Raw genomic sequence first — 26236 nt, forward strand, 5'->3', positions numbered from 1 at the left:
GCCTTAAAATGCAGATTACTTTTTAACTCAAAATCTAGTTCAGCTTTAGACACAAAGCGTCCTGCTTTAAATAGCATTTGACGACAATAGTAAATACCACAATTTGTCAACTTATTTGCTTCTGTGCTTATGTATTCAAGCACAGCCATTACTTCTGAGGTATTCTTGACTAGGTGTTGTTGACATCCATACATTAATTATCACCTCCTGTAGATATAATAGCACTGTAGATATAGTAGCACTATTAAACACATTCTGTCTACAGATTGATGAAGAAAAAACCAGACGAATATAGAAGAAATCCTCACTCAGTAACACTGATTAATTACCATTTTGTATTTTGTCCAAAGCGTAGAAAGCCAGTATTGGTAGGAGACGTAAAACAACGGTTGCAACAGATTATTTTTGAGTTATGTACTGAGCATGATTGGAGGCTAATAGCATTAGAAATAATGCCAGACCATGTACATTTATTTTTAGAAGTTGACCCAACTTTTGCACCCTCTGTCATTATCAAACGAGTCAAAGGTAGAGCTTCTCATCATTTGAGAAAAGAATTTCCTAGATTGCTAAAATTGCCCACACTTTGGACCCCTAGCTTTTTCTGTGCTACAACAGGAAATGCTTCAACGGATACTGTTAGGAAGTATATTGAAAACCAAACCGGAAAGTAACACCGGGTTAAAACCCGCGTGTCGTTATTCAACCAGGGGATAAATCTTCCGGGAACTTTCTGAGCGCCATTTTTTAGGTTTTACGAAAAACCATAGACTATAACCGAGACCATGGAACTTCCCATACAGCAGTCGCGGTAAAGGTAGGAAGTAAAAAAGATTATTGCCACGCGGTGAAAATTCATGGACCTTGCCAAATAGTGTATCAACCTCATAAACCTAATACAAGTCAAGCTGGAGGTGCCCGTCTATGGATTGAAGTAGAACCGGGAAATATAGTAGAGCGAGTATATTTCAGTGATGGAGATTATGGTCCGCCTCCGGAAGTGATTCAACAGCGAGCAAAAACAAAAAAGTCAAAAGGCTAAACACTGCATAATCTATAACGTTATAGTTTTTGACTACTATATATAGTGTTTTTAGGTGAATTTTGGGAAAGGTGTGGCGATCGCTCCTCCTTATCTATAAATTCTCTTAATGGAAGATAATAAAATAACAACGGTTTTCATTTTAGTAGACCAAAGTAGGGGTGAATGGCTATTCTCCCCTAGAAAATAGTGTCTAAAAATCAATCCTTATCTTGTGCCGATTCTGTAATAGGCAGAATTGAAATAGCAGGAGTTCCTTCTTCATTCCTGGAAACTTTTTTTGAGATTTTCAGCAATCGAGCGGAATAATTCAGGGAAACCATTGAACAACTTGGGAGATGTTTTAGGAGAGCCAAATTTTATCAGGTTAATGCTATCTACTCCCTGAACATTGACTACAAAAAAATTGAGTTTATTTTCCTCTACAGCTTTCCAAGCACATTGCGTGGATTTTTGCCAATCCTTATCAATTATTTGCCAATTTGGGTCAGTTGGAGGGATACCTATTATATAAAATAACCAAGGTTTTTGAGTGTCCTGAATATTATTACTTTGGTAATTATCCTGATAATTTTCTATTTCTTGTAATCCTAAATTAATTCCTTTACCCATCATAGTTTCTGCTTCGGTTTTGAGAGGAGATGGGATAAATTCATCCATATTTACAAAATCTTGAATTCCTCGCCGATTACTATTAGAAGTGATGATAGCTAATTCCAGAGATTGGGATATTTTGCTACTCGGTTCAAATTCTTGTTTAAAACTAGCAATTCCAGCATTTAAGAAATCAATACGTTCACCAGACATGGAAGTAGATGTATCTACTACAAGAACAACTGGAGTCTTAAGTTCAGCAGAATGTGCTGGTAAACGTTTCTGTTTTTGGTTTGGGGAAAGATAATTTTTTGTTCCTGGTGTGGAAAGTAATGGTGTCGATGTTCCTGGATTAAGGCGATTTCTGAGTGTCTCTAAATGATCTAATTGCAATAACTGAAAATAATTTGATGTTGGATCTCCAGAACTACTATTGCCACCTCCAGTCATCATAATTTGAGGATAATTGATTTCCATTTGAGCCATTGCTTCTGCCCATTTTCCTTGTGTTTCTATTTCTTTATAAAATTCAGGGCTAAGAACAGCAACTTTGGCACGAAAAGCATTCATCTCTATTTCAGTAAATTCTTTCTTGCGATTTATTTCAAGATCGGTATGCAGTTTATTTGCCTTTGCTATTGCCTCCTGTTCCGCCAAATGAGCTTCACCTTTCTTTTTAGCAATATATACGTCTGTCTCAGCCTGAGTTCGTTTTTCTAGAGCTTTTGTTTCTTCCTTTGTTTGAACCAGTTGTTGGTTTATTTGTTCAGTTCGTATTTTTTCTTCAATTGTCTTACTCTTTTCTTGAGCTTTGATTTGTTCTAGTTTAAAATCTTCTACTTCTTGTTGATGTTTATTTAAATCCTCTGGTAAATCAACTGCGTTAATATATGTGCCTTCTCCTTCCACACCATTTTTCTTAAGAACATCCTCAATATAAGCTTGAGCTGCATCTTGAGAATGAACTATTGCTTTTTGAAACTCAATCGCTGTTTTACCAGTACCAGCTTGTTTAAAGTGACCTTCAACAACTCTGGTTAATACACGAACCACAAGATTTCTAATAGCTGGATATTTCCTAATAGTTTTAGTTTTCCCTGAACCATCATCCATTGTTATTGTTTCTACTGCTGCTGCCTCCGCTCCAATTTGACAAATCATCTTCGGTGCATTTTCAGGAGCAATACGAATCATCTGGGTAAACTGAACTTCAAATTTACGACCATCGTATGAAGTTAGATTCAATGTCTTGAGCTTGGCGTCATAATTCAAAGCATGTTTTTCTTCATCTGACCAATTCAGTATGATTTGAGTAGTTGGGACTAACTGTACTTTTTTAATTCTGGTGTTAATAGGGTAGTCACCAACCAGAAGAGGTTTTTTTTCAACCCCCTGGTATCCTTCTGGAACTAATTGGTATGTAGATTTATTCTCATCAACAGATGTATTCTGATTATCATCATCTTTGTCATACTTTTTCCCAACAAAAGAGATAACAACTCCCACCTCATCTTGCTTAATTCTAGTTATTGGTACTTGTTCAACTTTAACAAACCAAGGATTTAGCTTCCATTCTCCTTCTTTGATAACTTCTTCTTGTAATCCTATATATCCTCCTAAATCTAGGAATTTTTGTGCATTTTGATAATTATCATGTCCCTCAATGATAGGTCCGGCAATTTCATCTTTAGAGAGAGTTTTCCCCACGTTTGTCGTTACAATACCAATTTGACCAGAGCTAATTTTGTAAATTTTTAGTTTCTCTGGTTCTTCCTTATATTCATTGGCATTAGCTGTCGTAATGACCGTAAAAAAATCGGTATTTATTTTATAGTCACCATCACTTAAAATAGCAAGTTGCTTACCTTTTTGTCCTCCATTTTTCAGAAATGCTTCAGCATCTTGAAAGTTGTTACATTCCACCACTCTACCTAATGTTTGTTTATCAGACTTAGAAGCTCCCTCGTTAGCAATTACCAGTCCTATTTCTCCTTGAGGAATCCTAATAATAGGAACTTTACGAATAGTGAATATTTCAGGATTAATGTAATAGGTTCCTGGTTCTAAAGTAGCAATTTGTTTACCTGCTTGCCCCCCATTATCAAAAAAGGCTTGTGCATCCTGAAAATTATTACAATCAACTTTCTTAGCAAAGTTTTTTCCCTCTTCTAGAGGCTTTCCATATTTTGTTTCTACTAAGCCAATTTCTCCAGGACTAATTGTCGTAGCAGAGACTTTTTTAATATTAAATATATCCGTATTAATGTAGTATTTACCTGCTCTTAGAGTAGCAAGTTGTTTACCTGCTTGCCCCCCATTATCAAAGAAAGCTTGTGCATCCTGAAAATTATTACAATCAACTTTCTTAGCAAAGTTTTCTCCCTGTTCTAGAGGCTTTCCATCTTGCGTTTCTACTAAGCCTATTTCTTCTGAAGAAATATCAGTAATAGGAACTGTACGAACCTCAAATAGTTCGGTATTAATTTGATAGGTTCCTTCCATTAAAATAGCACGTTGCTTACCTCTCTGACCTCCTTTGCGGATAAACTCACTTCCATCCTGAAAATTATTACAATCAACCACTTTGCCAAAGCTTTCTCCTGATTTTAAAGAGACTCCATCTTTAGCTTCTACTAAACCTATTTCTTCTGTTCCAATTGATAATTGTTCGACTGGAGTAATCTTAAATAGGTCAGTATTAATTTTGTAAGTTCCTGGCAGTAAAATATCTATTTGTTTGCCAACTTGACCTCCATTATCAAAGAAGGCTTGGGCATCCTGAAAATTATTACAATTAACTTTATGACCAAAATTTTTACCAGGTTTTAAAGGAGAGCCATCTTGAGCTTCTACTAATCCTATTTGATGTGGTTCAATTTTAGTGAGTGGAACTTTGCGACAGCTAAACATTTCTGTATTAATTCGATAAGTACCATTAGTTAAAATTGCTCGTTGTTTGCCTATTTGACCTCCATTATTAAAAAAAGCTTCTATATCTTGAAAGTTATTACAATCAACTACTTTCCCAAAGTTTTGTTCTACTTCAAGGGGATTACCATCCTTAGCTTCTATTAATCCAATTTCTTCTTGGCTAATTTTGATAACTGGTACTTTAGTAATGGTATACAGCAAAGAAGGATATCCAGGATGTAGTCCTGGTTCGAGAATTTCAGCCTGAATGCCTGGTTCTCCATTCAAAGCAATAATTCGCCCTGGAGGAAGGTGAAGGAAAAGATTAGGACCCCATTTTTTGTAAACAATTCCAATTTCATTATTTCCAATCGAAATCAACATTTTAGTTCTCCAAACAAAGAAAATTATGATGTAAGCGTGAGTATTCAGGTGCTAGGGTTGACAAATAATTATATCTATGTAATTTCTCCAGAGTTTATCTATAATTTTTAGGTCTTCATCAGGTATTTTCTTAATATCTTCTTGGTCTAACCATGTTATTATTTTTCTATCTTTCATAGAATTTCCAATACTGTCAGCAAGTTTTATCATTAATTTCATTGTTTCTATATCGGCTTCTTTCCACTGTTCATTTGCTAGATATCCTTCTAAATTTTTATAGATTGGAGCTAAAATTTTGTCAGTATTAGTCGAGTTTTCAGCGGCAGTATAAGTGTTTGAAGACCTTTTCTGGATATCCGTAGTTAAATTTCCTTGGGTAGGGGGAGTACCTTGAGAATTCTTTTTTAGTAATTGAGGTATTAAGTTCCCTGGTATTCCTGCTATCTCAATAGAATTACATCCTAATTCATAAGCAAACTCTGCCGTCTTTCCTGCTCCTAAACCATCATAAAAACCTATAGCAAACTCAATAGCTGCGCGATCGCTAATAGCCTTTTTCATCCCAACCACTGAAGGAATATGTCGTGCAATTGCCTTAGCCTGAACCTCAGAATAACAAGCATTAAGAACAACGCATTTTATTTCATTAGCAAATAACTTAAATAGCCCTGCTAGTGCTTCAGCCTCAACTAGCTTTTCTTGACCAGTTTCATCTTCAAAAACTAACCCCTCTTCCCCTGCACCATGTCCTGAAAAATGGACAATGTTCGGCTCAAAATCAAGGATGGCACGCCGAATTTCTCTGTACCGCACTGCTTGCTTTGTTTCAATAACAAACTGTTCTCGCTTTTTTGACCGCAGCAGTCCTTCTTTTATCTCACGCATCTCCTCATCCAGTCGTAGTTGAGATGATCCTTTGGGATTAGCTGACAAAAATAGGATTTTTTGTGCAATTAATTTTTGTTCTGTAATTAAGCTAATATTTGTTACAGGAATTTCCAATATTGCAGTTAATGTCCCTGAGTCAAACAAAGCTTTAATTCTTTCCATTCCTTCTTGTGAGCCTTCAAAAATTAGCTTTATACTTCCTCTTTCTTTTCTCTTTAAAGTCAAAGAGCTATCCCCTGAAATTCTCCGACAGTAATTAATAATGGATTCCATTTTTTTGTCGTCAATTTCATCAAAATTGCAACTTAATTCGAGCTGCCATTGAACTCTTGATTCTTGTCGTCGATCTATAGTAGGAGTAGGAATTATTAGTGGTACTAATGATGGTCTATATGTAGGAATATTAATTTCTGGATTTTTATATTCTTCGAGTAGATATCTAATTTCTTTTAATAGTTTAATACCGTCATTTCTCTTATATAACTTACGAAAAATCTTATATAATTTGTCTATATTTAGACGATTACATTGAATTAAAAAATTAGATACAATGACTCGTAGAGCTTTATCTGTATTCAAGTTACCAGTATCAAATCCTCCTTCTTCTATATCACATATAAACAAAGATGAATCTCCTTTATAAACATCTACAAGATTGTCAATAATTTCCCCCTTAACATCTTCAATATCTTCATATTTATCATTTCGTTTTCTAATCTCATATAAAACCTTTTGAAATTCACTAGCCATAAATATTTCCTCATTCCCCTATTTGATTAATAACTTGTTCTTGAAGCATTAAGCTTTTGACCTTTAAAGGTTGACTACCTGGATTTCTTTTACTTAAAACATTAAATATGTTAGCTTGTTGATTTAATTTCTGAGCAGAACACCTAGTTAAAAAATCAGAAATAATAACTGGTACAGCTTCATTATTGCGAAGTTCTCCCACAGGAAAATTAGCAGAAATATGTGCTAAAAAAAGTCGGGTATCTTTCTCATAATACTTATAAAGCTCATCAGCTAAAACTTCATCTGTAATCAACCCACTTGCTTCTAACTTTTCCCTATATGGTTCCATCAAAACAGGAAGATTTTCTTATAAATCAGGACTAGATATTAATGCCGTATTTTTAGCCAGAATAGAAAAACAAATTTCCATTCCCAAGATAAATTGTTCTCTTAATTCTTTAATCTCGCTTCTAGCTTCAAATATTTCAGCAAGAGTTTCACGGCTCAGATTTTGCCCCTCATTAATCATTTCGTCTAGTTTAGCTTCACGTTTTTCCATTTGTTCATCTTTATAGAGACTAAGAACACCGTCCAAAGGAGCTGCAAAAGAACCAGCAAATGCACGAGCTGCCTTAGGGACAGCTTTCAGATAGTTTTTTGCCATTTTTATTGAAGTACCAGATTATTTTGATTTTATTCAACACGAATAGAAAAATCCATTCTTTATCGTTTAGTCTTAACAGACCACAGATATAGCAATCAGGAATGAGTTGTGAGAATTGAAGCGTTCCTTAAAAGTGCAGAATATAGCAATTATTACATTAATATGATACGTTTTTTTCTTATCCTCTGTTGCCTGTTGCCTTTCGGAGCTGTTACCTAAAAGTTTCCAATATCTCACAACTCAAATCTTATGGCTATATATAATACCTAAGCTTTAAATTCTTTCTTCTCCCATGTTGATTTGTTGGTGGCAATACTTATATATATCACTCGGTAAATTACCAATTCCAGATAACCTATAATTAAGAATCAATTTGAACAGAAAGTTAAACTAATGATTATTTCATTCATTGGGTGCATCTAAATTTTGAATAAAGCCAAAAGTTTATTGCTTTTTCCTGAAAAGCAATAGACAACAGGAAATAGAAAAAAGTATTTTTACAAATATTCAGATGCACCCTATTCATTAAAAAGCTGAGAACTGAAGCTAATAGCTGAATGCTTACAAACGCCTTAAAACAATAATTGAACGTTCCATAACAGGAATAGGAACCTCACCTTGATATTGCTTACCATTTTCCACAAAACGAGACTTACTCGTATCAACAATAACCACCCAATTTCTATCTTGAAACTTAGGAGGAATTGTAAACTCTATCAATTCATAATGAGCATTAAAAAATATCATAAAACAATCATCAATAATCCTTTCCCCACGCTCACCACTAGCAGGAATCTCTTCTCCATTTAAAAAGATTCCAATAGATTTAGCAAAATCAATATTCCATTGTTCCTCAGTCATTTCTCCACCATCGGGATTATACCAACCTATATCTCTCACATCCGAACCATGAATTGCACGACCTTCAAACCATTTACGTCTATGAAATACTGGATGTTGACAACGGAAATAAATTAACTGTCGAGTAAAATCTAATAAATCTGAATTTTCTACTTGTAAATTCCAATCCAACCAAGAAATTTCATTATCCTGACAATAAGCATTATTATTACCTTTTTGCGTCCGCCCAAATTCATCTCCACCTAATAACATTGGTACCCCCTGAGACAACATTAAAGTCACCAAAAAGTTACGCCTTTGACGGTTCCTTAAATCCAACACTTCTTGGTCGTCAGTTTCTCCTTCCTCTCCAGAATTCCAAGAACGATTATGTTCCTCTCCATCATTATTATCTTCCCCATTTGCTTCGTTATGTTTTTCGTTATAACTAACTAAATCATTCAGAGTAAAACCATCATGAGCAGTTACAAAATTAATACTCGCATGAGGCAACCTACCATTAGAAGCATATAAGTCAGAACTACCCGTAAAACGATAAGCAAATTCAGCTAATGTTTCCTCTTCACCTCGCCAAAAATCTCTAACTGCATCTCTATATTTACCATTCCATTCGGACCATAATAGAGGAAAATTACCAACTTGATAACCGCCTTCTCCAACATCCCAAGGTTCAGCAATTAATTTCACATTAGAAATAACTGGGTCTTGATGAACAATATCAAAGAAAGCTGCCAAACTATCTACTTCATATAACTCTCGCGCCAAAGCTGAAGCTAAATCAAATCGAAAACCATCAACGTGCATTTCCGTTACCCAGTAGCGGAGACTATCCATAATTAACTTCAATATTTGGGGGTGACGAACATTGAGAGAATTACCACAACCAGTAAAATCCATATAGTAGCGGGGGTCATCTTCTACTAGACGATAATAAGCAGCATTATCAATACCTCTGAAAGATAAAGTCGGACCGAAATGATTACCTTCTCCAGTATGGTTATAAACCACATCCAATATCACCTCAATACCAGCTTTATGTAAAGCCTTGACCATTTGTTTAAATTCTCGAACCTGCTCCCCTGCTTTACCACTAGAACTATAACCACAGTAAGGAGCAAAATAATTAATCGAGTCATAACCCCAGTAATTAGATAATTCCTTATCAACTAAATGTCCTGGGTATCGGAGAAAGTGATGAACTGGCATTAACTCTACCGCCGTAATCCCTAGAGATTGGAGATAAGCGATCGCTCTTGGATGTGCTAACCCAGCATAAGTACCCCTAAGATTTTCTGGAATATCAGGATGCAGTTTCGTAAACCCTCTGAGATGAATTTCATAAATTATTGTTTCGTGGTTGGCAATATTTAATAGCTGGTCATTTCCCCAATCAAACTTTTCATCAATTACCACAGCCTTTGGCATTAGATGAGCATCATCATCTAAGGTACAGGCTAAATCTTTTTCTGGGTCATCCCAAGAGTAAGCAAATATTTCTTGACCATAGAGTATATCCCCATCAATTGCTTTTGCGTAAGGGTCAATTAGTAATTTATTGGCATTAAAACGATGACCTTGGGATGGTTCGTAGGGGCCATGTACTCGAAATCCATATCTTTGACCTGGACCTATACCTGGTACATAGCTATGCCAGACAAAGTTACTAACTTCTGTCAGAGTGAAGCGTGTTTCTTTATTTTGCTTGTCAAATAGGCAAAGTTCAACCTTAGTAGCATTTTCAGAGAATATAGCGAAGTTAGTGCCTTTACCATCCCAGGAAGCTCCTAAAGGATATGGTTTTCCAGGCCAAAGTGGTACATACATAGATAAATTGAGAATTCTTCAGAATTAGACGACTATTTTTATATTTATAACAGCTACCCAGTGCGAGCTTCTAGCTCGCCAGAGAATAATTTCAATTTCTACCAGGTTTGGTATTATCCAGCCCGCCAGAGAATAATTTCAATTTCTCAGAAAACAATTCAAACTCCCAGAACATAATTCAAATTCCCACCGGATTTGATATTATTAATACGCGAGCAAGATGCTCGCACTGGGTGGAAAAAAATCACCATCAAATTCCCAGAATATAATTAAAATTTATACCGATTTGATATTATTAATACGCGAGCAAGATGCTCGCACTGGGTGGAAAAAAATCACCATCAAATTCCCAGAATATAATTAAAATTTATACCGATTTTGTATTATTAATACGCGAGCAAGATGCTCGCACTGGGTGGAAAAAATTACCCTCAAAATAATGAACAAATCCCCTGAATTTCAATTTATAGAACCTACTTATTTCATCACATTTGTCACCTGGGAAAGATCAGAATTAACCCCAGAAGCACGGAAAATTGTTTTAAATTCATGTTTATTTTTTCACAAGCAAAGATATAAAATTTTGAGCGTCGTAATTATGCCAGATCATGTACATTGTTTAATCATACCTTTTCTCAAACAAGAATCAGAATATTGGTCAATTGGAAGTATTCTGCATAGTATTAAAGGCTATAGTGCCAAGGAAATTCCTAAAGTTATGAATCATATTGGCAAAGTTTGGCAAGATGGCCGACACGAGAGATTAATCAAAAGTCAAAAAGAAATGATAGACGTCTGGAAATATATCAGACAAAATCCCGTCAAAGCTGAATTAGTAAATAAACCAGAAGAATATCCTTTTTTCTGGGAATTAGACAGAAATTCATCCCCATATTTTCAGAATAATTAAAATTATCATCAAGGGCGAGCTACCCAGGGCGAGCATCTTGCTCGCCAGAAGATAATTTCAATTTCCAGAAGATAATTTCAATTTCCAGAAGATAATTCAATTTTCCCAGAACATAATTTCAATTTTCCCAGAAGATAATTTCAATTTCCAGAAGATAATTCAATTTTCCCAGAAGATAATTTCAATTTCCAGAAGATAATTCAATTTTCCCAGAACATAATTTCAATTCCTAGAAGATAATTTCAAATTCCCAGAACATAATTTCAATTCCTAGAAGATAATTTCAATTCCTAGAAGATAATTTCAATTCCTAGAAGATAATTTCAATTCCTAGAAGATAATTTCAATTCCCAGAAGATAATTTCAATTCCTAGAATATAATTTCAATTCCCAGAATATAATTTCAATTCCCAGAACATAATTTCAATTCCCAGAACATAATTCAAATTTCCAGAATATAATTTCAAATTCCCAGAACATAATTCAAATTTCCAGAATATAATTTCAAATTCCAGAACACAATTTCAATTTTCCCAGAACATAATTCAATTTCCCAGAACATAATTTCAATTTCCCAGAATATAATTTCAATTTCCAGAACATAATTCAATCCCCCAGAATATAATTCAATTTACCAGAACATAATTCAATCCCCCAGAATATAATTCAATTTACCAGAACATAATTTCAATTCCCAGAACATAACTTCAATTTCCAGAACATAATTTCAATTCCCCAGAACATAATTTCAATTTCCAGAACATAATTCAATTCCTAACAGGTTTGGTATTATTATTAAATAGGCGAGCAAGATGCTCGCACTGGATAGCTGATAACCGATAACTGATATGACTCAATGTTTAAACCCTGACTGTTTAAAATCCAACCCCCCACAAACAAAATTCTGTCAAAGCTGTGGTGAAAAATTAGTTTTAGCCGAACGTTATCGCGCTCTAAAAATTATTGGGCAAGGAGGTTTTGGCAGAACTTTTCAAGCTGTAGATGAATATAAACCTTCAAAGCCTTTTTGTGTAATTAAACAATTTTTTCCTCAAGCACAAGGAACTAAAACTTTAGAAAAAGCTGCTGAATTATTTGCTCAAGAAGCTGAACGTTTGGATGGTTTAGGTAGACATCCACAAATTCCCGAACTTTTCGCATATTTTACTCAGGATAATCGACAGTATTTAGTACAAGAATTTATCGACGGGCAAAATTTACAACAGGAATTAGAAAAGTCGGGAGCTTTTGATGAAAGTCAAATTTTGGAGTTATTAAAAAGTTTGTTGCCTGTGTTGAAATTTATTCATTCTCAGCAGGTAATTCATCGAGATATTAAACCAGAGAATATTATTAGGAGAAAGAATGATAATCAATTAATATTGGTAGATTTCGGGGCGGCTAAATATGCCACAAAGACTGCTTTAGCTGTGACGGGAACTGTTATAGGTTCTGCAGGATATGCTGCACCAGAACAAGCAGTAGGAAAAGCAACTTTTTCTAGCGATATTTATAGTTTGGGTGTAACTTGTATTCATTTATTAACTGGAGTAGAACCTTTTGATTTATTTGATGTGAGTGAAAATTATTGGGTGTGGCGAGATTATTTACAGTCGAGTGTGAGTGATGAAGTTGGAAAAATCTTGGATAAAATGATTGTTGCAGCAACTAAGAAAAGGTTTAAAAATGTAGGAGAAATTTTGTCTATTATTCTGCCTACTTCTCAACCGCAAATATCTCAACCACAAATTATTCAACCTACATTTCAACCACAAAAACAATCGACTTATCCAACACAAATATCTCAACCATCAACAGCAGAATCAGAAAAAGGAGAGCTATTTACTTTTGAAGTTCCAACTGTCAATATATCCGGCTATATTACTCACCGTACCCAGGGAAGTGCTAGGCAAAAAATAGAAGATTTAGGTAATGGTATTAAGTTAGAAATGGTTTATATTCCTGGGGGAAGTTTTCTCATGGGTTCGCTATACAATGAAGAGAGAGGACTTGATAGTGAAAGTCCGCAACATCAAGTTACTCTCCAACCTTTTTATATTAGTAAATACCTCATTACTCAAGAACAATATCAAGTCATTATGAGTGAAAATCCTTCTAATTTTAAAGGGGGAAACCACCCAGTAGAAAATGTGAGTTGGTATGACGCTATAGAGTTTTGCAAAAAGCTATCTAGGAAAACTGGGAAAATTTACAGGTTGCCCAGTGAGAGTCAGTGGGAATATGCTTGTCGTGCCGGGACGACTACTCCTTTCTATCTTGGAAAAACTATAACGTCTGAGTTAGTTAACTACAACGGTAATTATCCTTATGGCAATGCCCCAAAGGTGAATACCGAGAAGAAACAACGGATGTAGGAAGTTTTCCTCCCAATGCTTTTGGTTTATACGATATGCACGGTAATGTCTTGGAATGGTGTCAGGATATTTGGCACGATAATTATAATAGAGCGCCTAATGATTGTAGTGCTTGGGAAACTGGAAGTTCAGCGACAAAAGTGCTCCGTGGTGGTTGCTGGGGCAACAATTCTTGGTCTTGCCGGAGTGCCATGCGTTACGACCTCAATGCCGACTACTTCGACGACAATGTGGGTTTTCGGATTGTATCTTCTGTGTCGGTGGTTTCTGCCTATCCTTCCTAGCTCAATCCGTACATCCGTGGCCAAATCTGTGTGTGCCTCCCTTTTCCCCATGCTAAACTCAGATAAAATCTGCTGTAACTGACAAACTAATAAAATCTCCAAAAATTAAAATTATTCGACAATGAATCAAACCCAAACCCAACTAACCACAGATACCTGGGTAACAGCAACTTGGCAAGAATATATCCAAACTATTCAAGACCCAACTTACGAAAAAGCAAAAAGTTACTATCACAAAGGAAAACTTAGAATAGAAATGTCCCCCGTAGGCAACGACCACGCTAATGACCATGCAATTATCATTGGAGCTGTTAGTATCTTTGCTGCTACCAGAAATATTAACCTCAACTTTAAAGATAACTGCACCTACCGCAAAACTGGGCTTCGAGAAGCTCAACCCGATGTCTCCTGTTACATTGGTGAAAATGCAAATATTATTCCCAGGGGAACCTCTATTATCGATCTAGATATTTATCCTCCACCAACCCTAGTCGTTGAAGTTGCTAATACCTCTCTATTAGATGATAAAGGAGAAAAACGTTTGTTGTATGAAGCAATGAATGTCTCTGAATATTGGATAGTTGACGTACAAAATCTAGAAATTATTGCTTTTGCAGTTGCCAATGGAGGAAGTAGAAAAATTAATCAGTCTCAAGTTTTGCCAGGTTTACCTATTTCTTTGTTAGAAGAAGCACTCCAGCGCAGTTGCCAAACAAACCAAGGTCAAGTTTATCCTTGGTTATTAAAAGAATTTCAAAAAAAGTAAAAATAAACTCATTAATCAATCCGTATATTCGTGGCCAAATCCGTGTGAGCGCATCCGTGGCAGAATCCTTGTATGCCATTTTCTCTCTTTACCTCATCATTCTTGAAAGCTCCAAAAAAATATAAATATCTTGGATCTCCCCAAAAATAGCGAAATCATTTTGTGAAGCTCAGAAAGGATATACATAACAACCTCTGGTAAAGGAAAATCTTACTCCTACTTCTTCTTTTCCTAGTGGCGATCGCTCCTTCTATCAGAAAATGTTGAAAGAGGACTCCCGTTATAATTTTTAATTTAGCGGTGAGATGAATTTCAACCAGAAAAATAATTGAGTGATAACGAAACAATTTTTGTGTTAGGGTTATATAATATTTAGAAATCAGCAAAAACCACAAAATTGATTACTTTAACTTACCAGTACAAGCTTAAACCAATTCGGCATCAAGAGGCAGAAATTAATCATATTCTTGATGTTTGTAAAAGTGTATATAACTACGCTTTAAGAGAGCGTAAAGATTGGTTAAGTTCAAGGAAGTCACCAATCAATAGTTGTTCAATTGTTTCTGAATATATTATCCCTGCTGATACTCCTTACCCTAATTATAATTATCAAGCTAAAAACTTAACAATAGCTAAGAAGACTAACTCTAGATTAAAATCAGTGAATGCTCAAGTTTTACAACAAACTTTGAAACAATTAGACAGAGCATTTTTTGATATGAAATCCCTGGGTAAAGGTTTCCCTAGATTTAAGAAAAAGATGAGAAGCTTTGTTTTTCCTGCCATGCTGAAAAATTGTTTAGGTAATAATAGGATTAAATTACCTCAACTAGGTTGGATTAAGATTAAACAAAGTAGGCCGTATCCAGACGGTTTTCAAGCCAAACAAGTTAGGATAGTTAGAAAAGCTACTGGTTATTATTTGATGATTACCTTTTTTTCATCAGAGTCGGTTCCAGAAAATCCCATAGGTGAAAGGTCATTAGGTATAGATGCAGGGATAGAAAGTTTTGTAGCTACTTCCACTGGACAGATAATCAAATCTCCTAAGTTTTTATTGAGTTCACTGCGCGAGCTTAAATTGCTGCAAAGAAGACTTAAGAAGAAAATAAGAGGTTCAAATAACTGGTTAAAACTCCAGAATAAAATAGCTAGACTACATGAAAAAATAGCTAATACTAGACGTGATTGGCATTTCAAACTAGCTCATCAACTTTGCGATTTTACAGATAATATTTTTGTTGAAGATATCAATTTTAAATCTTGGTCTAGAGGTATTGTCAGAAAACAATCTAATGACAGTGGTATCGGTCAATTTATTAATGAAATACTTCCTTATATCTGCTGGAAAAGAGGCAAGTATTATGCCAAAGTTGATAAGAATTATACCTCTCAAGAATGTCCTAAATGTGGGCATAGAAACAAGAAAAAACTCTCACAGAGAAATCACAATTGCAGCAACTGCGGATATCAAATAAATCGTGATGTAGCTGCTGCAAAAGTAATCAGAAATAGAGGTTTAATAGCCGTGGGGCACGCGGTTAAAGAAAAGCGCACCGCCTGCGCTGAGGTTTCCTCAGCGTAAAGACGGAGCAAGAAAGCTTGTGGAGATGGTCTGACAGGGGTACAACTCAGTTTATTTGATTTGTTGCCTAGTTAAGAATCTGTGTTAGCGCAGCTTTGCGTCAGCAAAACAAGAATCTCCCGTTATAGTCGCCAGACTTAACGGTGAGAGTGTCAAGACATTACCTACTCTCATCACACAATCATTTTATGAAGCTCAAAAAAATCAGCGATGGATTTTGGCTTGCACTCTGTAAAAAACCATGATACAGTTTTATCATTATGAGTGACTTGCCCCTACGCATGACTTTTTATTCAACCCGGTAAAAGTATTTTTTCAGACTAATAATCTCTTTTGTCATAGAAATAGCTACCCAAACCTAGACCGCCGAAAATCATTTTGTGAAGCTTGCAGAAAAATCAACCGCTGATGAATTTTTCCATGTTCATATCCTCTACTCTAAGTGTCAATCATATCTAAATTTCCAGAAGCGATCGCTATCTATCTATAAAACCCACAGCAAAAACATTCATTCTATGAAGCTCCAGAAAAATCGGTAATGGGAAAGATTGTTGCCTTGGCACAAAAATTCTGATACAATTCTATTATTGGGAGTTGTTCGCCCATGTGCATGACTTTTTATTCAACTAAAAAACACCAAAAAGCTGAAGAACTACGCGAAATAAAGACTAATATCTACCAAAATCACAACCCAGATATCACAAAAAAAGTAGATAGGTCAACTCCCATAAAAATGAGAAGAGAAAAATTAGTTATCAATACTAAAGGAAGAGAGGAGTGATCGCCCGACAAAACAACGAATTAATAGGTGTTTACAGCTTTAAAATCTAGTCAAGCAATAACTAACCGCTGGAATTTACCAATGTTCAAACTTATCACAAAATTGAACAACAGAAGTGAAAATATTGAAACTTCGTTAGCCAATAGAGAAAACTTCAACATTTTTTTGTCAGAGATCGATGACAAACTTTAAAATTTCCAAACAAAAAACTAAAACCTATAACTAAAACTTAAAAACCCACCAAATGTAATTTACTAGGGTGGGCCAAAATAATTAAAGATAGAAAAAATTTATCACATCATCTTGTCTAACCTATTAATACGCTTCAACAATCGTATAAAAGCAAACCCCATCACAACAACAACTAAAATCAAAGCAAATGCTAGACCAGGCTGATTATTAACATAGAGAATAGTCGCCGACAAAGTAAAACCACTGATAAGCAGGGCATAATTAGTACCCATTTGCACATTACTAACCCGCCGAACCAACCTATCAGTTTCCGTAGCTCGAACCCGAACCCTAATATCGCCCTGCTCCAACTTATCAATAGCATCCTCAATACGACGAGGCAAACCCAAAGCAGTAGAACTAACCTGAGCCGCTTGACGACCTAGTTCATTAAAAATAGTATTTTGAGAATTTCCATCAGACATAAGCTCCATGGCAAACGGTTGTGCCACCTCCATAAAATTAAACTCTGGGTCCAAACCCTTACCAACCCCCTCCAAAGTAGAGAAAGCTCGCATCACAAAAGTAAAAGTTGCCGGAAAACGAAAAGGTTGGTCATAAGCAACCTCATACAGATCGTCACTAATAGCCGTGATTGACTGAGCTTCAAACGGCTTATCCATAAAATTATCCAACATATATTGGATCGACCGCCTCACAGGACCCATATCTCCAGTAGGAGTTAACGCTCCTAAATCTATTAGAGAGACAACCACTCTTTCAGCATCCTTTGAAGCAATGCCATAAAGAGTTCCCATGAGTTTTTCCCGGATATTAGACTTGATTTGCCCCATCATGCCAAAATCGTAGAAAATTAATCCCCCTTCCGGACTAACAGCAATATTGCCCGGATGAGGATCGGCATGGAAAAACCCATCATTCAAAAGTTGCCTTAAGTAAGCTTCAGCCCCCATTCTAGCTAAAGCTTTGCGGTCTTGACCTGATGCTTCGAGAGCTTCATAATTACTAATTTTGATACCTGGAACATATTCTAAGGTCAGTACACGTGGTGCTGAATACCGCCAATAAACTCTGGGTACTTTTACCCAATTACATTTTCGGAAGTTACGGCGAAAGGTATCAGCATTGCGACCTTCGTTGAGATAATCTATCTCAAGCCACAGAATTCGGCAACATTCTTCATAGATACCCAACCAATCTCGGCCACGACCCCATTCCGGGTGGCTTTGAAAATAACGAGCTACCCCTTTAAGAATAGTTAAATCAATTTGGAATAGTTTTTTCAGCCCTGGTCTTTGTATTTTGACTACTACATCTTCACCAGAATGAAGTTGCGCTCTATGAACTTGACCTAAACTCGCCGCAGCTAGGGGTACTGGTTCAAAGTTATGGTATAGTTCGTCTGTCTTTTTTCCCAGGTCTTCTAAGATTATTGTTTCTACCTGTTCATAGTTGAAAGCGGGGACTTTATCTTGAAGTTTTGAAAGTTCTTCGACGTACTCAACAGGAAATAAGTCTGCACGGGTAGAGAATAGTTGTCCCAACTTGATAAAGGTGGGGCCTAATTCTAGCATTGTCTCTCGTACCCAAATTGCTTGTTTGCGACGTCTGAGATTTTTCTTTTCTTCTGTTACTCCCCCTCGGTAGCTCCAATTTTTTTTGTCTACCCATAGCCAGGTTAGCCAGGTGAGAAAAAAAGCCCAAATATCAATGTAACGACGCTGGCGAGAATAATTTTCTCTATTCCAGCGATAAGCTTTATCACTATAGGATTTTGTGGAGGCTTTGGTCATTGAGCCTCCAGTTGTATAGTTAGCTTGTCCCTTGTGGTTAATGATGTTGTCATCAAGGAGAACAGACACAGTAGCAGTATATAATAATTTGTGATATGATTAAAGTTTAGTTGATTAGCAATGGACAAAATTAGCGGTCGGATTATCTTTAGACAGAACCACTACGATATTTTTGTAGTTCCGATCTAACTTGAGCGACTTCAGCTCTTAAGTCGTCGATTATAGCTTGTAGGTCTTTGGGTTGATCGTTTAAGTTGCTGGAGGTACTGACATTATTTTCTGTTTGAGCTTCCTGGTCTGCTCTTTCTAATGCTTGTTCAATGAAACTTCGCAAATTCTCTCTTTGCTCTGCGTCAAATTTTCCTAGTGTACTAAGAGAGTTGGTAACAACGTTTTCTAGTTGCTCGTAAACTCCTTCTGCAATAGCTCTACCAACGAAAAAGGCATGAAGTGGTGATTTACTCATAATTAAAGTTGTCTATCTTGAGATTTTAGTAATTAATTTTGATTGATATTTTCTGGAAAAGCAAGGCTAATCTTTTTTTTTATTTACTTAACAAGCTTTTTATTGATTTTTCAATTATGCTACTTATGGTTAAGTAAGTTTTAATGTTTTATGATTGATTTATTTACTATATATTTACTATAAAAATATCTTAATCACCACCCTTTTAAAGTACCTCTAATTTATTTACTTTGTTTGTTAATCTTTTCCAGTTTTTGAGACCTAATTATCTCTGTCGGCGATTAATACTTTCCTGATTGTAAAGTATTGTATCACATCATCTCTTGACATCCTCCCGACGCTGCTCTACCAGACAGTACGGGATTCCCGCTCCATCACTGTTAGGGACTTTCTGCTGCCTCTTGACAGAGGAGCTGCGCTAACAATGCACCAGCATAAACGGGATTTACTCCCCTCGAGTCTTACGGTCGCTCCACAGACTGACACTGCCTGCCCGGCAGCCAAAATATTTATACTAGCGTTAATATCTCGATCGTGGTGAGCTGCACATTCTGGGCAATCCCACTCTCTAATATTTAGAGGTAATTTCTCCACTACATGACCACAATTAGAGCAACACTTAGAAGAAGGGAAATATCTGTCAATTTTAATTAATTGACGACCGTACCATTCTGCTTTGTATTCTAATTCCCTAACTAATTCTCCCCAGTTGGCATCACTACCCACCCCTCTTGCTCCCCTCCCGGGAGGCAGGGTCTATTTATTGTCACGCTTAGAAAAATTGATGGGGAGATGGGGAGATGGGGAGATGGGGAGATAGGGAGGTGGGGGGATGGGGAGATGGAGAGATTTGTATATTTGCACAATTAAATGTATTTCTAATTTAATATTCTAGGCGCGACAATGAATTAGCCCTGCTCCGAGGAGGGGAGTAGGGAGTAGGGCCAAACGTAGAATAAATGGAAATTACAGAGTCAGTGCCCAACACAATAGTCAGAGTGATTTTTCCGGTAGCAAAAGCCGAAAATCCTCACTTTTTTAAACTACGCTTGCTGAAAAGCTCATACTTTTAATAGACATAATTTGCCTAAAACCAATATCACTCAATGCGCGCGATATTTAATCAGCAAGCCCTATTTATCAAAAACTTTTCTACATTTTCTTGAGCTGGGGAGTAGGGGAGTAGGGGAGTGAGGGAGCTAACCCACTCCTAACCCCTCCCAGAAAGAGAAGTAAACATAAGAATAATTAACATTAACTGGGCTGCTATTAGCAAAAAAGTTTTTTGGACTGTGTTAATTACTTAATAACTGAAGTATTACCTAACTGAAGTATTACCTAAGTGTATCATTCCTTTTGGAAATTGGTATAATAAAGGTTATACATAAATATAGTCTTATGCAGTCAAATTATGTCAAATATCTTCGTTCAATCTCAACTCCCGGAAAATAGATCGAGTAAGAGGCTGAAAAAGCTTTGTAATCAAAGAGAATTTAAGATCAATGACTATCTTGCGTATTGCATCCTGTTTGATGATTAATACTTTGATTAATCAGAAAATAGGAAAATTGATAATAGGACACAATGAAGACTGGAAGCAGAAGATTAACTTAGGAAAAAGAAATAATCAAAATTTTGTTTCTATCCCCTATAAAAAGTTAATAGAAATGTTATCTTATCAAACAAAAATGGTAGGAATAGATGTAATTATTACAGATGACTATTATACCTCAAAAGCAAGTTTTGTAGATAATGATTTGATTCCTGTGTACAAGAAAGGTCAGAAAAATAAAGTCACTTTATCAGGAAAAAGAATCTTGCATAGGTTTATATCGTACCCCCAGCAAAGGATTAATCAATGAGTTACGTTAATGGTTCTTTGAATATAATGAAAAAAGCAGCTCCCAAATGTCTTTGACCATGGGAAGCGAGGATATGTCTTATGTGACTATATTTTTATGAACCATAATCCAGTGTAAACTGAAAATAAAGAATAATAAATTAGTAAATAGTAAATTAGGCCAAAATCTGAGAAAACTCCAAAGTAAAATAGTAACAATTAACTATGGCCCAAATATCTGCTATTATCTGCACTCATAATCGTGACAATTACTTAGGAGCTGCCATAGATAGCCTGCTTGGACAGGATTTTCCTGGTAGCTTTGAAGTAGTAGTAGTAGACAATGCTTCCACCGACCGCACCCGCGAAGTAGTAGAAGCAAGATATCCTAGTCCTAATCTGAAATATGTCTATGAGCCAGTCACAGGATTATCTGTGGCCAGAAATACAGGAGCAAAAGCAGCCAGTGCTGAAATTTTAGCTTATCTTGATGATGATGCTGTGGCTAGTTCCCAATGGTTAAGGGTATTGGCAGCAGCTTTTCAAAGTAATGAAAAACTAGCGATCGCTGGTGGTAAAGTTACTTTGATTTGGCCAGAAGGAATTAGCCCCCCTAAATGGCTTTCTCCAGAATTATCAGGAAACCTCGGTTACTATGACCTTGGTGATTCTGTAGTTTATATTAATCAGCCTGGTTTAACTCCTAGAGGTTTAAATTATTGTATTCGTCGTACATTTCTCGAACAAATTGGTGGTTTTGATACTAACTTAGGCCGAGTGGGCAAAAAGCTATTGTCTAATGAAGAGTTGCATACCACAGAATTAGCAATAAAGCAAGGTTGGCAAGTAGTTTATTTACCTGAAGCTTTGGTTGCTCATAATGTAGCTCCTGAAAGGGTTAGACCTTCGTGGTTTATTGAAAGAGGTTGGTGGCAAGGGATTAGCGAATGTTATCGCGAACAATTAGCTGGTCAGGCAGGTCTAAGACAGCTAGGAAAGGGAAGTGAGAGAATGATTAGGGGTATGTATAAGTCTCTCAAAAATATAGCAGATCCAGCCAAGCGTTTTGATAATTTTGTCTATGCTTATGCTCAAATAGGCTATCTAGGTGCAGCTATTCAAGGCATGATATCTACGAAGTAGGTGGTAGTTCAACAGTTAATTATTACCTATTCTTGAAAACGGATAGGATTGACTCAAAGGAAAAATTTTTCTTCTCTTGATATCATGGATATGGCTCCGAGACCTTGCCATCCCTAGACCCCTTGTTTCTCCTTTACAGGAAAGGCTTTAAACCTTAATAATTATTCGGTAAAAAAAGTCGAGCGCCCTGCCGAAATGCTCACCCAAGGCCAATCAATATCAAATCCTACTTACCTAAAGGTTAACTCAAGGCCACTCAACATTAAATCCTAATTATCTAAGTGCTAAATTAAGGCAACTGATTACAAAACTCCTAGGGCCTTCAAAATATAGCCATATTGACATCCTCCCGATGTTGCCCATGACGCCACAACGCGGGATTCCTAAACCTCGCGACTCAGGACTTTCTGCTTCCTAGCACCAGCCTCCGAGGCCAAACCTCTTTCTGGTCTTACGGTCGCTCCACAGACCGACACTGCTAGCCCAGCAGCCTAATTCTATCTAGGGTAGCATACTCTTGTAAGAACCGCTCTTATTGATTGGTTTTCCCATCTCTGTGCTCCCCTAATAGCTGCCGCACTTGCTCCGCCTTTCATGTCGGCGACAGCCGTTAACGAAGTTATGCGAAGCGCAAAACGGGAGAGCGCGGGTCTTCAACCAACGTTGAGATAAAATTAAGGTAATTCCCATCTATAAAATTCTGAACTATGACATCATCTAAGATACCAGTTTCAGTTATCATCCCGGCTAAGAATGAAGAAAAAAATTTACCCGCTTGTCTAGATAGTGTTGCAAGAGCAGATGAGATATTTGTAGTAGATTCTCAAAGCAGCGATCACTCCGGGGAAATTGTAGAAAGTTATGGAGCAAATTTAGTACAATTTCATTTTAATGGTCAATGGCCAAAAAAGAAAAATTGGTCTTTAGAAAATCTGCCATTTCGGAATGAGTGGGTACTTATTGTTGATTGTGACGAACGTATTACTCCTGAGCAATGGGATGAAATTGCTGTAGCTATTCAAGACTCAAATTACAATGGTTACTACCTTAATAGAAGAGTATTTTTTCTAGGTAAATGGATTCGTTATGGGGGTAAATATCCTGATTGGAATCTGCGTTTATTTAAGCATAAAGAGGGTCGCTACGAGAATTTAGGAACTGAGGGAGTGCCTAATACGGGGGATAATGAAGTACATGAACACGTTGTTTTGAATGGAAAGGTAGGTTATCTGAAAAATGATATGCTTCACGAAGATTTTCGTGATTTATTTCACTGGTTAGAAAGACACAATCGTTATTCTAATTGGGAAGCGCGAGTACATTATAATATACTAACTGGTCAGGATGATGATGGAACCATTGGTGCAAGTTTATTTGGAGATGCGGTACAGCGCAAACGTTTTCTGAAGAAGATATGGGTAAGATTACCGTTTAAACCGATGTTGAGGTTTATTTTATTTTATTTCATTCAATTAGGGTTTTTAGATGGTAAGGCAGGATATATTTATGGTAGGTTGCTGAGTCAATATGAGTATCAAATAGGTGTTAAACTTTACGAACTTAAAGATTGTGGTGGTCAGTTAAATACTGTTGAGAAAATAGAAAAAAATGATACACCTCGGCCAGTTGCTCAGGTAGATTCAGCAAGTAGTAGTTAGGAGTAAGTATAAGGTAGTTCATTAATTGATAATGGATAATTGATAATTACCTCTGGTTAAAACCGTAACGGAGTTGAATCTAAGGAAATATTATTTCTTCTCTTGGTAGATTGGATATGGCGAGGTCTCCTTGCCATCCGGAGACCGCTTTTTTCCCCTTAAAACCCACATTCCGCACCAAAAAATGTAGCATAAAAATATAAGTCAAAAGTCAAAAGTCAAAAGTAAATTATAGTGGTCAACTGGGAGTCAAGGATTCAGTAAGTATTTATGCTTAATATTTAACTGAGAATTTGACTTTCGATTGAGGTAAATGAAGATAATTCATATAGTATAAATACTGAAAGTTTGCTACGAATTTTATACTAATTTTCATGTTACAAATTGAAGTGCGGAATGTGGGGTATAAAATTATCAAACTAGAGTCAAGCATAAAAAAAAATTAACTGCTAATGACAAATAACCAACAAACAGAATCTTGGGTCGATCTTCGTAAATACAACCAATCTTGGTATGACCGAGGTAAACCGGGTTGGTTTGTACTGTTTTGGTGGTTAGTACAAGCAATTACTTTTCCCTTAACTCCCCAACCTTTATATAGTGTGAGAAGATTAATATTAAATCTCTTTGGAGCCAAAATTGGTCAAGGAGTTTTAATTCGCCCCACTGCCAGATTTACCTATCCTTGGAAAATAGCGATCGGCGATTATAGTTGGATTGGAGACGACGTAGTTTTATACAGTCTTGACCATATAGAAATAGGCCAACATTGCGTTATTTCTCAGAAAAGTTACCTCTGTACTGGTAGCCATGATATAGAAGACCCTACATTTGGTTTACAAACAGCAAGTATTAATATTGGTAATGGTGCATGGGTTGCTACAGATTGTTTCATTGCTCCAGGGGTTAATATTGGTGCTAATGCTGTTATTGGTGCTAGGAGTAGTGTTTTTAAAGATATGCCACCAGGTCAGGTTTGTTTAGGAACTCCTTGTCAACCTCGTTACCCAAGACAAATGAAACATTAGACATCTCCGTAGGGGAGTGGGGGAGTGGGGGAGTAGGGGAGTAGGGGAGCACCAATAGCCAGGCAAGGATTTTATAAGTTTCGGCAACGATTGACAACAATTATAGTCATATATCAAGGAAAAAACAGAAAAAATCCCATTAGTCAATCCTATAATTTTAAGGAGAGGTAATTGTTATATCCTGTCCCCTCGGGTAGAGCGATAATCAAGTTCTTAGGTCATAGGTAGTAGCTATCAATTCAAGAGGGAACAATGGAGCTGGTAGAAATTTGGGATATTTCTTCAACATTGAGAGAAGAGAATTTTTATTATACTTATTCATCTGAAGATAGTATTAATTATTAATTATTAGTTGTTAATTATTAGTTGTTAATTAGGGCTTGCTGATTAAATCTAAAAGCATTGACATATAAAGACTTTAGCCTTTTAGGGGCCTTTAAAAAGTACCTGATTTTCAGCTCTTCACGCTCATTTGTGAGCGTATTTTAGGCTCATAGTTGGGCAGAAAAATCAAGGGACAAAACTTAGCTCCTACCTCTTCTAAATTCCTATTTCTCCTGTCTCCAGTATAGCTGTCTCCTGTCTCCTACAAAGAGCAAAAAGACTTTCGATACGCAAACCCTAATTATTAATTATTGCTCGGCTAATTAAATATCAAAGCATTGATAGATAAAGGTTTTAGCTGTTTTAGGTTGAAAAAAGTGCGCCTGTTTTCGGTAAAGATTGCTCAAAAAACTAGCATTTTGTGCAAGAGTTGGGCAGAAAAATTAAGGGACAAAACTTAGCTCCTACCTCCTCTACATTCCCCATTTCTCCTGTCTCCAGTATAGCTGTCTCCTACAAAGAGCAAAAAGACTTATTCAGCAAACCCTAATTATCTCAACGTTGGTTGAAGACCCGCGCTCTCCCGCAGGGGAGCGGAGAGATGGGAAAACCAATCAATGTTGAGTTTTCACATATAATCTGTTAAACTGTAAAAGCTCAAGTAAGTAAAAAGTAGATGGTTGAAAAAGCATACAAATTTAGATTTTACCCAACTCTAGAACAGGAAAATCTGTTGCGGAGGACGTTGGGTTGTGTACGCTTGGTCTACAACAAAGCTTTGGCAGCCAGAACTCAAACTTGGTATGAACACAAAGAAAGAGTAAGCTACAAGCAAACTTCAGCTATGCTTACCAATTGGAAACAGCAGGAAGATTTAGATTTCCTTACTGAAGTTAGCAGTGTTCCATTACAGCAAGGCGGTAGTCCATCTACAAGCAGCTTTTACCAACTTCTTTAGTGGACGTGCCAAATATCCCAACTTCAAGAAAAAGCGTCATGGGGGTAGTGCAGAATTTACGCTCATCAGCGTTCAAGTGGGAAGATGGTCAAGTTTATTTAGCGATCGGGTGCAGAACCATTACCTATCAGATGGAGTAGGCAACTACCGCAAAACTGTGTACCAAGTACAATTACAGTGAAACTTGACCCCTCTGGCAGATGGTCATTGTCCCTTAGAGTCAATGACCCTAGA

Annotated in this window: 17 protein-coding genes and 4 pseudogenes; 12 read left to right on the top strand and 9 right to left on the bottom strand. The window is 36.5% G+C overall.

From position 1 onward, the window contains the following. Positions 1 to 194: pseudogene (locus F6K54_RS15800) on the bottom strand (RNA-guided endonuclease TnpB family protein); the annotation flags it as partial. Positions 195 to 269: 75 nt separating this feature from the next. Here F6K54_RS15800 and tnpA point away from each other — a divergent pair. Both tnpA and F6K54_RS15810 read left to right on the top strand, forming a co-directional pair. Then, positions 270 to 674, top strand: a complete 405-nt coding sequence (gene tnpA / locus F6K54_RS15805) for an IS200/IS605 family transposase (protein ID WP_293079062.1) — start codon at positions 270 to 272, stop codon at positions 672 to 674. Between the two features lie 200 nt (positions 675 to 874). Beyond that, complete coding sequence (locus F6K54_RS15810) at positions 875 to 1042, top strand: hypothetical protein (protein WP_293079064.1); 168 nt, start codon at positions 875 to 877, stop codon at positions 1040 to 1042. Positions 1043 to 1303: 261 nt separating this feature from the next. Here F6K54_RS15810 and F6K54_RS15815 read toward each other — a convergent pair whose 3' ends face one another. The 5 genes from F6K54_RS15815 to glgX form a co-directional block, all read right to left on the bottom strand. Next, on the bottom strand, positions 1304 to 4930 hold the full coding sequence (locus F6K54_RS15815) for an SPFH domain-containing protein (protein ID WP_293079066.1): 3627 nt from the start codon (positions 4928 to 4930) through the stop codon (positions 1304 to 1306). A 51-nt stretch (positions 4931 to 4981) separates the two neighbouring features. Beyond that, positions 4982 to 6568 (bottom strand): CHAT domain-containing protein, encoded by a 1587-nt coding sequence (locus tag F6K54_RS15820; protein ID WP_293079067.1) that lies wholly within the window; start codon positions 6566 to 6568, stop codon positions 4982 to 4984. Between the two features lie 10 nt (positions 6569 to 6578). Further along, positions 6579 to 6902, bottom strand: coding sequence for a hypothetical protein (locus F6K54_RS15825; protein ID WP_293079069.1), 324 nt, complete (start codon positions 6900 to 6902; stop codon positions 6579 to 6581). Positions 6903 to 6917: 15 nt separating this feature from the next. Further along, positions 6918 to 7214: a hypothetical protein gene (locus F6K54_RS15830; protein WP_293079071.1), complete on the bottom strand. Its 297-nt coding sequence runs from the start codon at positions 7212 to 7214 to the stop codon at positions 6918 to 6920. A gap of 561 nt (positions 7215 to 7775) precedes the next feature. Beyond that, positions 7776 to 9899, bottom strand: a complete 2124-nt coding sequence (glgX, locus tag F6K54_RS15835) for a glycogen debranching protein GlgX (protein ID WP_293079073.1) — start codon at positions 9897 to 9899, stop codon at positions 7776 to 7778. Between the two features lie 439 nt (positions 9900 to 10338). On the opposite strand from glgX, the gene F6K54_RS15840 reads away from it, so the two are divergent. The 5 genes and pseudogenes from F6K54_RS15840 to F6K54_RS15860 all read left to right on the top strand — a co-directional run bounded on the left by F6K54_RS15840 (position 10339) and on the right by F6K54_RS15860 (position 16600). Beyond that, positions 10339 to 10809, top strand: a complete 471-nt coding sequence (locus F6K54_RS15840) for a transposase (RefSeq protein ID WP_293079075.1) — start codon at positions 10339 to 10341, stop codon at positions 10807 to 10809. Positions 10810 to 11657: 848 nt separating this feature from the next. Next, positions 11658 to 13468: pseudogene (locus tag F6K54_RS15845) on the top strand (SUMF1/EgtB/PvdO family nonheme iron enzyme). 121 nt (positions 13469 to 13589) lie between these two features. After that, complete coding sequence (locus F6K54_RS15850; protein WP_293079077.1) at positions 13590 to 14234, top strand: Uma2 family endonuclease; 645 nt, start codon at positions 13590 to 13592, stop codon at positions 14232 to 14234. Between the two features lie 397 nt (positions 14235 to 14631). Next, positions 14632 to 15819: a transposase gene (locus tag F6K54_RS15855; protein WP_293079079.1), complete on the top strand. Its 1188-nt coding sequence runs from the start codon at positions 14632 to 14634 to the stop codon at positions 15817 to 15819. Between the two features lie 610 nt (positions 15820 to 16429). Then, entirely contained in the window at positions 16430 to 16600 is a 171-nt protein-coding gene (locus tag F6K54_RS15860; RefSeq protein WP_293079081.1) for a hypothetical protein, read from the top strand. A gap of 293 nt (positions 16601 to 16893) precedes the next feature. Here F6K54_RS15860 and F6K54_RS15865 read toward each other — a convergent pair whose 3' ends face one another. From F6K54_RS15865 to F6K54_RS15875, 3 genes and pseudogenes are all read right to left on the bottom strand, one after another. Then, positions 16894 to 18654 (bottom strand): ABC1 kinase family protein, encoded by a 1761-nt coding sequence (locus F6K54_RS15865; RefSeq protein WP_375341974.1) that lies wholly within the window; start codon positions 18652 to 18654, stop codon positions 16894 to 16896. A 79-nt stretch (positions 18655 to 18733) separates the two neighbouring features. Beyond that, the gene (locus F6K54_RS15870) at positions 18734 to 19051 is read right to left on the bottom strand and encodes a DUF6825 family protein (protein ID WP_293079083.1); all 318 of its coding nucleotides are present in this window, start codon (positions 19049 to 19051) and stop codon (positions 18734 to 18736) included. 345 nt (positions 19052 to 19396) lie between these two features. Further along, positions 19397 to 19771: pseudogene (locus F6K54_RS15875) on the bottom strand (RNA-guided endonuclease TnpB family protein); the annotation flags it as partial. A 782-nt stretch (positions 19772 to 20553) separates the two neighbouring features. Here F6K54_RS15875 and F6K54_RS15880 point away from each other — a divergent pair. The 5 genes and pseudogenes from F6K54_RS15880 to F6K54_RS15900 all read left to right on the top strand — a co-directional run. Next, positions 20554 to 20913 carry an IS200/IS605 family accessory protein TnpB-related protein gene (locus F6K54_RS15880; protein ID WP_293079084.1) on the top strand — a complete coding sequence of 120 codons (360 nt, stop codon included), beginning with the start codon at positions 20554 to 20556 and terminating at the stop codon, positions 20911 to 20913. 203 nt (positions 20914 to 21116) lie between these two features. Continuing rightward, positions 21117 to 22034: a glycosyltransferase family 2 protein gene (locus F6K54_RS15885; protein ID WP_293079086.1), complete on the top strand. Its 918-nt coding sequence runs from the start codon at positions 21117 to 21119 to the stop codon at positions 22032 to 22034. A 707-nt stretch (positions 22035 to 22741) separates the two neighbouring features. Then, complete coding sequence (locus F6K54_RS15890) at positions 22742 to 23692, top strand: glycosyltransferase family 2 protein (protein WP_293079088.1); 951 nt, start codon at positions 22742 to 22744, stop codon at positions 23690 to 23692. Between the two features lie 452 nt (positions 23693 to 24144). Then, entirely contained in the window at positions 24145 to 24720 is a 576-nt protein-coding gene (gene hpsU, locus F6K54_RS15895) for a hormogonium polysaccharide biosynthesis acetyltransferase HpsU (protein WP_293079090.1), read from the top strand. A 1000-nt stretch (positions 24721 to 25720) separates the two neighbouring features. Further along, a pseudogene (locus F6K54_RS15900) lies at positions 25721 to 26236 on the top strand (RNA-guided endonuclease InsQ/TnpB family protein); the annotation flags it as partial.

This window comes from Okeania sp. SIO3B5, from assembly GCF_010692555.1.
GTDB lineage: Bacteria > Cyanobacteriota > Cyanobacteriia > Cyanobacteriales > Microcoleaceae > Okeania.

Bases quoted from the DNA above. Each gene is read 5' to 3' on its own strand.
- tnpA (WP_293079062.1), top strand. From the start codon at position 270: ATGAAGAAAAAACCAGACGAATATAGAAGAAATCCTCACTCAGTAACA.
- F6K54_RS15815 (WP_293079066.1), bottom strand. From the start codon at position 4,930: ATGTTGATTTCGATTGGAAATAATGAAATTGGAATTGTTTACAAAAAA.
- F6K54_RS15820 (WP_293079067.1), bottom strand. From the start codon at position 6,568: ATGGCTAGTGAATTTCAAAAGGTTTTATATGAGATTAGAAAACGAAAT.
- F6K54_RS15830 (WP_293079071.1), bottom strand. From the start codon at position 7,214: ATGGCAAAAAACTATCTGAAAGCTGTCCCTAAGGCAGCTCGTGCATTT.
- glgX (WP_293079073.1), bottom strand. From the start codon at position 9,899: ATGTATGTACCACTTTGGCCTGGAAAACCATATCCTTTAGGAGCTTCC.
- F6K54_RS15840 (WP_293079075.1), top strand. From the start codon at position 10,339: ATGAACAAATCCCCTGAATTTCAATTTATAGAACCTACTTATTTCATC.
- F6K54_RS15850 (WP_293079077.1), top strand. From the start codon at position 13,590: ATGAATCAAACCCAAACCCAACTAACCACAGATACCTGGGTAACAGCA.
- F6K54_RS15860 (WP_293079081.1), top strand. From the start codon at position 16,430: ATGACTTTTTATTCAACTAAAAAACACCAAAAAGCTGAAGAACTACGC.
- F6K54_RS15870 (WP_293079083.1), bottom strand. From the start codon at position 19,051: ATGAGTAAATCACCACTTCATGCCTTTTTCGTTGGTAGAGCTATTGCA.
- F6K54_RS15880 (WP_293079084.1), top strand. From the start codon at position 20,554: ATGACTATCTTGCGTATTGCATCCTGTTTGATGATTAATACTTTGATT.
- F6K54_RS15885 (WP_293079086.1), top strand. From the start codon at position 21,117: ATGGCCCAAATATCTGCTATTATCTGCACTCATAATCGTGACAATTAC.
- F6K54_RS15890 (WP_293079088.1), top strand. From the start codon at position 22,742: ATGACATCATCTAAGATACCAGTTTCAGTTATCATCCCGGCTAAGAAT.
- hpsU (WP_293079090.1), top strand. From the start codon at position 24,145: ATGACAAATAACCAACAAACAGAATCTTGGGTCGATCTTCGTAAATAC.